The sequence below is a fragment of the Falsiroseomonas oryziterrae genome, from assembly GCF_021864505.1.
Lineage (GTDB): Bacteria > Pseudomonadota > Alphaproteobacteria > Acetobacterales > Acetobacteraceae > Falsiroseomonas > Falsiroseomonas oryziterrae.
Genome location: NZ_JAKJIB010000114.1, coordinates 1 through 10986, shown reverse-complemented (window position 1 = coordinate 10986; position 10986 = coordinate 1). Strand labels below are relative to the sequence as shown.

Sequence of the window (10986 nt, the reverse complement as noted above, 5' to 3'; positions counted from 1 at the left end):
ACGCCCGTGCCCACGCCGCCGCCCGCCGCGCCGCCGGTCGCAGCACCCGAACCGGTCGTCGTGCCGCCCGTCATGCCGCGGTTCGGATCCGCCGCCGTGCCGCCGCCCTGCCAGGCGCGGTCACGATCCTGCGCCGTGCTGCCGGTGCTATCCATGCCGCTGCCAGCGCCGCGGCGGGCTCCATCTGGCCGGAGAGCACGGCGTGCACCGCGTTGGCGAATTCGGTGGAGACGCGGTTGTAGTGCGGGCCGGTGACGCCCGAGGGACGCGCGGCGGCGCTGCGGAAGATCTGCAGCAGGTCGCGGAAGAACGGGTTCGCGGCGAGGATCTCCTCGTCCTCGTAGAGGTCGGTGATGCTCGGCGTGAAGCCGCCGGCGATGGCGCGGCGCTTCTGCTCGGCGCGGCTCGTCAGGTGGCGCACCAGGTCCACGGCCTGCTCGGCCCGCCGCGTATAGCGCGAGACGGCGAGCTGCTCGCCGCCGAGCCCCGCGGCATGCACGCCGCCCTCGCCGTCGCCGCGCGGCAGCACCGCGACGCCGACCTTGCCACGCACCGGGCTGTCCTCGGCATTCAGCAGCGGCCAGGCGTAAGGCCAGTTCCGCATGAAGACGGCGTTGCCGGACTGGAAGACGCCGCGCGCCTCCTCCTCGGCATAGTTCAGCACGCCAAGCGGGGTGATGCGCTCGATCCAGGAACGGGCGAGCGTCAGTGCCTCCACGGCGCGCGGATTGTTGACGGAGATGCGGCCATCAGGCTCGACGATGCGCCCGCCGCCGTGGCTCGCGATCCATTCCAGCCCGTTGACGGTCAGCCCCTCATAGGCGCGGCCCTGGAAGACGTGGCCCCACATCCGATCGTTGCCGGCCGCGGCGCGGGCGGCCTGCATCACGGTCGTCGCCGTGCCGGTCAGCTCGCGCCAGGTCTCCGGCACCGGCCGTCCATGCGCCTCGAGCAGGTCGCGCCGGTAGTAGAGCAGGCCGGCGCTGGCGAACCACGGCATGGCGACGAGCCGCCCGTCCACCGTGTTGTTGCGCACCACTTCCTCGAAATGGCCGGCGGTGTCGAGGTCCGGGCCGAGGTCGCGCAGATGGCTCCCCAGGATGCCCGGCCAGACGACGTCCACCTGGAACACGTCGATGTCGGCGGAGCGCGCGGCGAGCAGCTGCTGGTAGAGCGCGAGCCGCTCGCTGCCGCTGTTCGGCGTGGAGACGAGGCGGACCTGGTTCCCGGTGCGGCGCGCCCAGTCCTCGGCGCCCTCGCGGCACAGCTGCGCCTCGATGCCGAGAGAGCTGCAGGAGATCGCGATGGTGGCCTGCGCCTCGGCGAGCGGCGGCGCTGCCGCGACGAGAATCGCGGCCGCAGCCATCGCCCCCGCTACCATCCCAAGCCGCATGCGCCCGCGCCCCTTCCCTGCGCGCCCGCGCGATCACGGGCAACGGCGGAAGAACGCTACGGGCGCGCGGCGGTCGGGCCCGGCACGAAGTCGTGACCGTCGATCAGACCGCGGTGCCGCCGATGGTGAGGCCGGTCATCTTCAGCGTCGGCTGCCCGACGCCGACCGGCACGCCCTGGCCCTGCTTGCCGCAGGTGCCGATGCCTGGATCGAGGTCCATGTCGTTGCCGACCATCGCCACCTTGGTCAGCGCGTCCGGCCCGTTCCCGATCAGCGTCGCCCCCTTCACCGGCGCGCCGAGCTTCCCGTCCTCGATCAGATAGGCCTCGCTGGCGGAGAACACGAACTTGCCGCTGGTGATGTCCACCTGGCCGCCGCCGAAGTTCTTCGCATAGATCCCGCGCTTCACGCTGCGGATGATCTCCTCCGGCGCGTGCGCGCCGCCCATCATCACCGTGTTCGTCATGCGCGGCATCGGGATGTGCGCGAAGCTCTGCCGCCGCCCGTTGCCGGTCGGCGCGACGCCCATCAGCCGCGCATTCTGGCGGTCCTGCATGAAGCCGACGAGGATGCCGTCCTCGATCAGCGTGGTGCGGCCGGACGGCGTGCCCTCGTCGTCCACGGTGAGGGAGCCGCGGCGGTCGGGGATGGTGCCGTCATCCACCACCGTCACGCCCGGCGCGGCGATGCGCTGGCCGAGCAGGCCGGCGAAGGCCGAGGTCTTCTTGCGGTTGAAGTCGCCCTCGAGGCCGTGGCCGATCGCCTCGTGCAGCAGGATGCCGGGCCAGCCGGGGCCGAGCACCACCTCCATCTCGCCGGCCGGTGCCGCGACGCTGTCGAGGTTCACCAGCGCCTGGCGCAGCGCCTCGTCCACCGCCGCCTTCCAGTTCGCTTCGCCCAGCACGCGGTTATAGGCGAAGCGCCCGCCGGTGCCGAAGCTGCCGGTCTCGCGCCGGCCATTCGCCTCCACCACCACCGCGACGTTGAAGCGCACCAGCGGGCGGAGATCCGCCACGCGCCGCCCGTCCGGGCGCAGGATCTGCACCGCCTGCCATTCGCCCGCGATGCTCGCCATCACCTGCTTCACGCGCGGGTCGCGCGCCCGCGCATAGGTGTCGATCTCCTGCAGCAGCGCGGTCTTGGCCTGGAAGTCCATCGCCGCCAGCGGGTTGAGGTCGGAATAGAGCCGCGCATTGGTCGCGCGCGGCGCGACGTCGAGCGTGCCGGAATGCCCCGCCGCAACTGCCTTCACCGTCTCCGCCGCGCGGGCCAGCGCGGCTTCCGACAACTCGGCCGCGTGCGCGTAGCCCGCCGCCTCTCCGGCCACGCTGCGCAGGCCGAAGCCGCGTGTCGCGTCGAAGGAGGCGCTGCGGATGCGGCCGTCCTCCAGGCTGATCGCCTCGCTTTCCCGATGCTCCAGGAACAGCTCGCCATCCTCCGCGCCGCGTGTCGCCTCGGCCGTCAGCCGTTCGGCCGCGGCGCGGTCGAGGTCCTTGAAGAACAGCGTGTCGGTGGCGGCGAGCGCGTCGGTCACGATCGGATCCTTGGCAGGTGACGGTCAGGCCGGCAGCCCGGCGGTGCTGGCCCTGGCAGATGGGACCGTGGCGGGGGCGGGCGCAAGTCGCTCCGGCGGAAAGCGCAGGACCGCAACGAGGCCGGGTCCCTCCGGATCCTCGAGCGACAGCGTCGCGCCGAGGGCGGAGGCCAGCGCCCGCGCGAGGTGCAGGCCGAGGCCGGAGCCCTGGAAGCGCCGCGCCAGCGAGCTGTCGAGCTGGGTGAAGGGCTCGAACATCCGCTCCCGCTCCGCGTGCGGCACGCCGATGCCCGTGTCGGCGACGCGGATCTCGAGGCCTTGCGCCGCGGCGGCGGACACGGTGACGCAGCCGCCGGCCGGCGTGAACTTCACGGCATTGGACAGGAGCTTGTCCAGGATCTGCCGGAGGCGGTGGGCATCGCCGCGCAGCCATGGCAGGCCGGTTGGCAGCACGGCGGCGAGCTGCAGCCTCGATGCCGCCGCGTGGGCCGAAGCGGCCTCGACCGCCTCAGCCACGACCGCGGCCGGATCGAAGGGCTCCTGCGCGGCCTCGAGCGCGCCGGTCTGACTGCGCGCAACGTCGAGAATGTCGTCCACCAGCTGCAGCAGGTGCCGCCCGGCCTCGTTGACCTCCGCCGCATAGGCGGCGACGCGGTCCGGATCGCGCTCGGCCGCGATCGCCTCGGAGAAGCCGATGACGGCGTTGAGCGGCGTCCGCAGCTCATGGCTCATCGTCGCGAGGAAGCGGGACTTCGCTTCGGATGCCGCCTCCGCCGCGGCGCGCGCCCGCTCGAGCTCGGCGCGGATGACGCGGTCCTCGGTGACGTCGCTGTAGGTGATGACATAGCCGCCGTCGCCGGTCGGTTCCGACACCACGTCGAGCACGCGCCCGTCGGGCCTGGCGCGGCCGTAGCGCACCGGCTTGCCGCGATCGAGCGCCTTCATCTCGACGGCCTTGTCCGGCGCGATCTCGCCGCGCGCGACCTGCCAGTCGATCAGGTCGTCCATCAGCCGCCCCGGCGTCAGCTCTTCGGGCGTCATGCCGGTCAGCTCGGATGTCTTCGCGTTGGTCGCGAGCACGCGGCGATCCGGGCCATAGAGGATGATGCCGTGCCGGATGTTCGCCAGCATCGCCGCCTGCATCGCGGCGCGGCGCCGCAGCTCGGCCTCGGCGCGGTGCAGCGCGGTGACGTCGGTGAAGGTGATGACGAAGCCGCCATCGGGCGTCGGGTCGCTGACCACCTCGATCATGCGCCCGCCCGGATGCGTGCGGGTGGCGCGGTGCGGCTGGGTCTTGTCGAGCGACACGGCGATGGCGCCGAACTCGCTGCTCAGCACGCCGAGGCGCACCTGCTCGGCGACCAACTCGTCGAAGACGCGCCCGACGTGCAGCGCCTCCGCCGGCAGCCCGAGCAGATCGGGGGTGCGCGGGTTGAAGGCGAGCAGCCGCCGGTCGGCGCCGAACACCGCGATGCCGTGCCGCATCGCGCCGAAGCTCGCCTCCAGCATCGCGGCGCGGCGCTGCAACTCGGCCTCGGCGCGGTGCAGCGGCGTGATGTCGGAAATCACCGCAATGTGCCCGCCGTCCGGCAGGCGGCCCGCGCGCGTGACGATGGCGGTGCCGTCCGGCCGGACGCGGCGGATCGGCGTGCCGGCTGCCTCCTGCGGCCCGAAGTGCCGGTCCAGCAGCGCCTGAGACATCTGCGGCGACTGCTCGCCCATGGCGACGCGCCGCGCCGCGACCTCCTCCAGGCTCTCGCCGATGCGCACCGCCGCCTCGCCGAAGATGCGGCGATAGGCAGGGTTGGTGATCCGCGCGCGCCGGTCCGGCCCGTAGACGCAGACCCCGTCCGGCAGCGCATCGAGCACCGCATCCAGCAGCGCCGCCCGCTCGCGCGCCGCTTCCTCCGCGCGGTGCAGAGCGGTGACTTCGGTGAAGACCGAGATGATGCCGCCATCCGGCAGCCAGGCCATGTTGTTCTCGAGCACGACGCCGTTCGGCCGCGCGCGCCGCATGGTCGGCAGCGGGCCGGCGCCGCGCTCGAAGCGGCTGAGCACCTGTGCCGCGGCTTCCGGCGTGTACTCACCGCTGTCCAGCCGGCGCTGCACGACGTCGTCGAGTCGTTCGCCGACCTCGACGAGCGAGCCCTCGAACAGCCGCGCATAGGCGCGGTTGTACATGCGCACGCGCCGGTCCGGGCCGTAGAGGCAGACGCCGTGTGGCAGCGCGTCCAGCACTCCGTCCAGCAGCGCGGCGCGGCGGCGCGCCTCGTCGTCGGCGCGCTTCAGCGCGGTGATGTCGGAAACCTCGAGGAGCACGCCGCCATCCGGCGTCGGCTGGCTGTCGAAGCGGAGCACCTGCCCCGAGGGTCGCTCCCGCTGGCGGACCGAGGCGCCGCTGCGGCCGCGCTCCATCGCCGCGGCCACCGCGTCGGGCCCGTCGCCGGTGCTGTACTCGCCATGCGAATCGAGCATCGCGATCACGTCGCGATGCGTCAGCCCCGCCCGCAGCGAACCGCCCGGCAGCCCGATCAGCGCCTCATAGGCCGGGTTGAAGAGGCCGATGCGCATCTCCGCATCGAATCGGGCGACGCCGTTCGTCAGCCGCGCGAGCGTCGCCTCCAGCAGCCGGGCGCGGGCCGCCTGCTCTTCCCGCGCGCGGAGCAGGGCGGTGACCTCGTGCGCCGCCATCGCGAAGCCGCCGCCTTCAAGGGGCACCGAGACGGTCTCGAAGCTGCGCGAGCCGTCCGCCAGGCCGATCTGCCGGCGGATCGGCCGGCTGCGGTCGAGCGCCAGCACCGCCTCGACCTGCGCTTCCGGATCGCCGGCGCCGTAGAGCCCGCGATAGGCGAGCATGCGCACCAGGTCGCGCAGCGGGCTGCCCATCGGGCAGGCGTCGGGCGGCACGCCGGCGTCGCGCCAGAAGGCGGGGTTCGCATAGGCGAGCCGGCCCGCCGCATCCACCGCGCTCACCGCCTGCGGCAGCGCGTCGAGGATGCGGAGCGGGATCGGCGCCTCGGTCATGTGCGGCCGGCCGGCCTCAGCGCATGCAGGGCGACGAGCGCCGCGGTCAGCACCAGCACGGCCGTCGCCTGGTGCAGCGTGCCGAGCCCGACCGGCACGACGTAAAGCAGCGTGGCGACGCCGAGCGCGTATTGCAGCGCGACCGCGCCGCCGAGCGCGAAGACCGCGCGCCGCGCGAAGCCGTCGGGCAGCCGCCGCCACGCCGCCCAGATCGCGCCGGCGGCGACCAGCGCCGCGAGGGTCGCAAGCAGGCGGTGGTTGAACTGCACGGCGGGGACATTGGCCGTCAGGTTCCGCCACCACGGCACGAGGTCCATGTAGCCGTCCGGCACCACCCGACCATCCATCAGCGGGAAGGTGTTGTAGCTGAAGCCGGCGCGGATGCCGGCGACGAAGCCGCCCGCCAGCATCGCGGCCGCCACCACCCAGAAGGTGACGCGCACCATGGCGCGCACCGGCCGCGCTTCCGCCGGCGCGTCCGCCACCGGGCGCAGCAGCCCGAGCGCGGTCCACAGCAGCGCGCCGTAGATCACCAGCGCCAGCCCGAGATGGATGACGAGGCGATAGGGCGAGACCTCGGTGCGCCCCGCCTGGAAGCCGGAAGCCACCATGTACCAGCCGATCGCGCCCTGCAGCCCGCCGAGCGCCAGCAGGCCGAGCAGCGTCGGCTTGTAGCCGGCCGGGATGCGGCCGCGGGCCCAGAACCAGACGAGGCCGGCGAGATACGCCAGCCCGATCAGCCGGCCCCATTGCCGGTGGATCCATTCGAGCCAGAAGATCTCCTTGAAGCCCTCCAGCCCGAAGCCCTGGTTGACCAGCTGGTATTGCGGGATGGTCCGGTAGAGCTCGTAGAGCCGGTTCCACTCCGCCTCCGACATCGGGGGCAGCACGCCGGACAGCGGCGCCCATTCCATGATCGAGAGGCCGGAGCCGGTGAGACGCGTGGCGCCGCCGATCGCCACCATGATCCAGACGAGAGCGGCGACACCGAGCAGCCACCAGGCGACGGCGCGGGCATCCTTGCGGGCAGGGCGCTCCGCTTCCGGGAGCGTCAGGGGACGGACATCGAACGGCATTGCCCTATAATAGGCATGCCCGTCGGGGTCGCCACGTTAAGGTCCCGCATGGCGGGACATCATGGCGCCGGCCCTGCGCGCCGCGGCGCTTGCCCGGCCCGCCCCCCCCTGCTACCCCGCCCCCATGGCCCCCGACCTTGCCCCGGGGCCGGACCGGCACCATGGCGCCGACCCGGCGCCGGCTACGCATATCGCCGACCCGGCGCCGGACACCCGTCCCGCCGCAGACCTGCCACTGCTCTCCGTGGTGATCCCGATGCGGAACGAGGGGCCGAACGTGCTGCCCCTGGTGACCGAGATCGCCGCCGCGCTCGACGGCACGCCCTATGAGGTCGTCTGCGTCGACGACGGCTCCTCCGACGACACCGGCGAACGCCTGCTCGAGGCTGCGTCGCGCTTCCCCGTGGTGGCGCTGCGCCACGCCCGGTCCTGCGGCCAGTCGGCGGCGGTGATCAGCGGGGTGCTGGCGGCGCGCGCACCTTGGATCGCGACGCTGGACGGCGACGGGCAGAACGACCCGGCCGACATCCCCCGCCTCTGGTCGCGCGCCCGTGCCGAGGCCGCGGCCGGCCCGGTGCTGGTCGCCGGACACCGCGTCACCCGCAAGGACAGCGGCGTGAAGCGGGTGACGAGCCGCATCGCCAATGCGATCCGCGCCCGGCTGCTGGGCGACGCCACGCCCGACACCGGCTGCGGGCTGAAGGTCTTCCCGCGCGCGATGTTCCTCGACCTGCCGCGCTTCGACCACATGCACCGCTACCTGCCGGCGCTGACCCTGCGCCTCGGCGGGCGGGTGGTGAGCGAGCCGGTCAACCACCGCCCGCGCACGCGCGGCGCCTCCAACTACGGCACGCTCGACCGGCTGGCGGTGAGCATCTACGACCTGCTCGGCGTGATCTGGCTGAAGCGGCGCTGGAAGCGACCGGTCGCCGAGCGGCTGCTGCCGCGCGGCTGAGCCGCCATGGCGGAGCCCGTCGCCGGCCGCTGGCGGCCCCTGGCGAAGCTGGTTGTCCTGGCCGGCGGCCTCGTCGCCGCCGGGGCGCTGCTGCGCGAACTGGGCGGCGTGCCCGGCACCGACTGGGTGGACGCCTATATCCGCGACGACGGGATCCGCGGCGAGGTGATCTTCGTGCTGGTCGGCGCGGCGCTGACCGCCGCCGGCCTGCCGCGGCAATCCATCGCCTTCCTGGCCGGCTACGCCTATGGCGCGGTGCTCGGCATCGCGGTCGGGCTCGCGGCGCAGCTGCTGGGCTGCATCGGCGCCTATGGCTGGGCGCGGCTGCTCGGGCGCGACTGGGCGGAACGGCGGCTGGCCGGGCGCTTCGGCCATCGGCTGCGCCCGCTGCGCGACGTGCTGGCCGGCAGCCCGTTCCAGGCGACGCTGGCGCTGCGCCTGCTGCCTGTGGGCAACAACCTGGCGCTCAACCTGCTGGCCGGGATGGCGGCGCTGCGGGTGTTGCCGTTCCTGGCCGGCTCCGCGCTCGGCTACCTGCCTCAGACCGTGGTCTTCGCGCTGCTCGGCAAGGGGATCCGGGTGGAGGGCGCGTGGCAGCTCGGCCTCGGCGCAGCGCTGCTGCTGGTCTCCTTCGGCCTCGGCGCCTGGCTGTGGCGGCGGCACCGCGCGGCGCGTGCGATGGAGGAGGGCGCGTAGCCCTCAGGCGGGGCGCGGCGCCGTCGCGGCGAGCGTGACCTCCGCCGCGCCGAGCGGCTGGCCCGCCTCGACCTTCGCGGCGTTGCCCAGCGTGGTCTCCGCGATCGCCTGCAGCGCCTCGGCGGTGAAGAAGGCCTGGTGGCCGGTGACCAGCACGTTCGGGAAGGTGAGCAGCCGCGCGATGACATCGTCGGTCAGGATCTCGTTCGAAAGATCCTCGAAGAACAGGTCCGCCTCCTGCTCGTAGACGTCGAGCGCGAGGCCGCCGAGCTGGCCGGACTTCAGCGCCTCGATCGCGGCTTCCGCATCCACCAGACCGCCGCGGCTCGTGTTGACCAGCACCAGGCCTCGCTTCGCGCGCGCGAGCGTCTCCGCGCGCACCATGTGCCGCGTCTCCGGCGTCAGCGGGCAGTGCAGCGTGATGATGTCGGATTCGCGCGCGATCGTCGGAAGATCCACGTAGCGCACGCCGAGCGCCTCAAGCGCCGCATCGCGATGGACGTCGTAGGCGAGGACGCGGCAGCCGAAGCCGGCGGCCAGCGCGCGGGCCACCAGCGCGCCGATCTTGCCCGTCCCGACCACGCCCGCCGTCTTGCCGTGCAGGTCGAAGCCGAGCAGGCCCTCGAGCGCGAAATTGCCGTCGCGCGTGCGCTGGTAGGCACGGTGGATGCCGCGCACCAGCGACAGCATGAGCCCGACGGTGAACTCCGCCACCGCATGCGGCGAATAGGCCGGCACGCGGGCGACCGTGATGCCGAGCCGCGCCGCCTCATGCAGGTCCACGTTGTTGAAGCCGGCGCAGCGCAGCAGCACCAGCCGCGTGCCACCGGCGTGCAGTGCGCGCAGCACGGGGGCTGAGGCGTCGTCGTTGACGAAGAGGCAGACCGCCGGCGCGCCGGCGGCAAGCACCGCCGTCTCCACCGTCAGGCGCGGCTCCAGGAAGAGGAGGTCCCGCGCGCCCTGGCTCGCCGCCTCGAAGCTGCGGCGGTCATAGGGCTTGGTGCTGAACATCGCGATGCGCATGGATGCTCCTGGATTACCCGAGGGCGAGCTGCACCGCGACGATCTTCGCGATGGTCATGGTCGGGAAGACGATGGCGTAGCCGATGTCCGGCCTGTCGCTGCCGATCATCCGGCTGGCGCCCGCCAGGATCGCCGGGTTGCCGGTCGCGCCGGCGCAGACGCCCAGCAGATCGTCGAAGCGGATGCGCAGCACGTAATGGCCGATCGCCAGCACGGTCGCGACGAGCGTCAGCACCACGATCATCGCCGCGACCAGGATGGCGGGGCCCTGGCTCGCCACGGTCTCGACGAAGGGTCTGCCGGAGGCGATCGCCACCTGGCCGAGGAAGATCGAAAGGCCGAAGTTGCGCAGCACCAGGTTGGCGGCGACGGGCATGCGCCAGCCGATGCCGAAGGTGCTCCCCCGCCAGCCGAGGAACAGCGCCACGACCAGCGGCCCGCCGGCGACGCCGAGGCTGAAGCTCCCCCCGCCGGGCAGCGGGATCGCGACCATGCCGAGCAGGAGGCCGAGCGCCATGCCGATGCCGATGGAGACGAAGGACAGCTCCGCATTGCCCTTCACGCTGTCGCCGAAATGCGCGACCACCTCTGCGCGGCGGCCGGATCCGGCCAGCACGTGCAGCACGTCGCCATATTCGAGGACAAGGTCGGGCCCGGGCATCAGCACCGCGTCGCCGCGCCGCACATGGCCCACCCGGATCGGGAAGTCCGGCATCGGCATGGTCGCGAGCGTCCGGCCGCGGAAGGCGGGCTTCGAGACGATCACGCGGACGACGTCGAGCTCCTCGCGATCCTTGCCCATCCGCCCGGCTTCCTCGCTGCCGAGCGCCGCGACGGCCTGGTCCACGGCGGCGGGCGGGCCGAGCAGCAGCATCGCATCGCCGCCGCGCAGCACCGCGCCGGGGTCCACCAGCTCGTTCTGGTGGTCGCGCCGCAGGCCGAGCACCTCGACGCCCGGCGGCAGCGTCGCCTCGATCTCGGCGGCGCGGCGCGCCGGCGCGTCGGCGGCGAGCGTCACCTCGGCGTAGCGGAGCGACGGCGGCGCGGCCGGGATCTCCGGCCGCACCATTCGGAACATGAAGCTCATCATCAGGATCGGCCCGAGCACGCCGATGGGGTAGGCGACGCCGTAGCCGAGCGTCGGCTCCGGCCCGCCGCCGGCGGCGCTGATCGCGGCCTGCAGGGCCGAGGTGCTGGTGCCGGCGCCGGCGAACATGCCCGCCGAGACCGCCTCCGGCAGGCCGAGCAGCCCGCCGACAGCCTGCGCGACGACGAGGGAGGCGAC

At 73.3% G+C, this 10986-nt stretch carries 8 protein-coding genes; 2 read left to right on the top strand and 6 right to left on the bottom strand.

Annotated features, from left to right (window positions below):
- Positions 1-70 precede the first annotated feature (70 nt).
- The 4 genes from L2I40_RS11310 to L2I40_RS11295 all read right to left on the bottom strand — a co-directional run bounded on the left by L2I40_RS11310 (position 71) and on the right by L2I40_RS11295 (position 7027).
- Entirely contained in the window at positions 71-1366 is a 1296-nt protein-coding gene (locus L2I40_RS11310) for an ABC transporter substrate-binding protein (RefSeq protein WP_237215059.1), read from the bottom strand.
- Between the two features lie 130 nt (positions 1367-1496).
- Complete coding sequence (tldD, locus tag L2I40_RS11305) at positions 1497-2927, bottom strand: metalloprotease TldD (RefSeq protein ID WP_308116423.1); 1431 nt, start codon at positions 2925-2927, stop codon at positions 1497-1499.
- 24 nt (positions 2928-2951) lie between these two features.
- Complete coding sequence (locus L2I40_RS11300; RefSeq protein ID WP_237215058.1) at positions 2952-5951, bottom strand: PAS-domain containing protein; 3000 nt, start codon at positions 5949-5951, stop codon at positions 2952-2954.
- A complete protein-coding gene (locus L2I40_RS11295) occupies positions 5948-7027 on the bottom strand; it encodes a COX15/CtaA family protein (protein WP_237215057.1) in 1080 nt (359 codons plus the stop codon). The genes L2I40_RS11300 and L2I40_RS11295 overlap by 4 nt, the downstream gene beginning before the upstream one ends.
- A gap of 61 nt (positions 7028-7088) precedes the next feature.
- Here L2I40_RS11295 and L2I40_RS11290 point away from each other — a divergent pair, with 61 nt between their 5' ends.
- On the top strand, positions 7089-7982 hold the full coding sequence (locus L2I40_RS11290; protein WP_272910956.1) for a glycosyltransferase family 2 protein: 894 nt from the start codon (positions 7089-7091) through the stop codon (positions 7980-7982).
- Positions 7983-7988: 6 nt separating this feature from the next.
- Complete coding sequence (locus L2I40_RS11285) at positions 7989-8678, top strand: TVP38/TMEM64 family protein (RefSeq protein WP_237215056.1); 690 nt, start codon at positions 7989-7991, stop codon at positions 8676-8678.
- Positions 8679-8681: 3 nt separating this feature from the next.
- Here the strand turns inward: L2I40_RS11285 and L2I40_RS11280 are convergent, their stop codons facing one another.
- Positions 8682-9701 carry a 2-hydroxyacid dehydrogenase gene (locus L2I40_RS11280; protein ID WP_237215055.1) on the bottom strand — a complete coding sequence of 340 codons (1020 nt, stop codon included), beginning with the start codon at positions 9699-9701 and terminating at the stop codon, positions 8682-8684.
- Between the two features lie 13 nt (positions 9702-9714).
- Positions 9715-10986 (bottom strand): aspartate-alanine antiporter-like transporter (locus L2I40_RS11275; RefSeq protein ID WP_237215054.1); only part of this gene is annotated, 1272 nt, incomplete at its 5' end.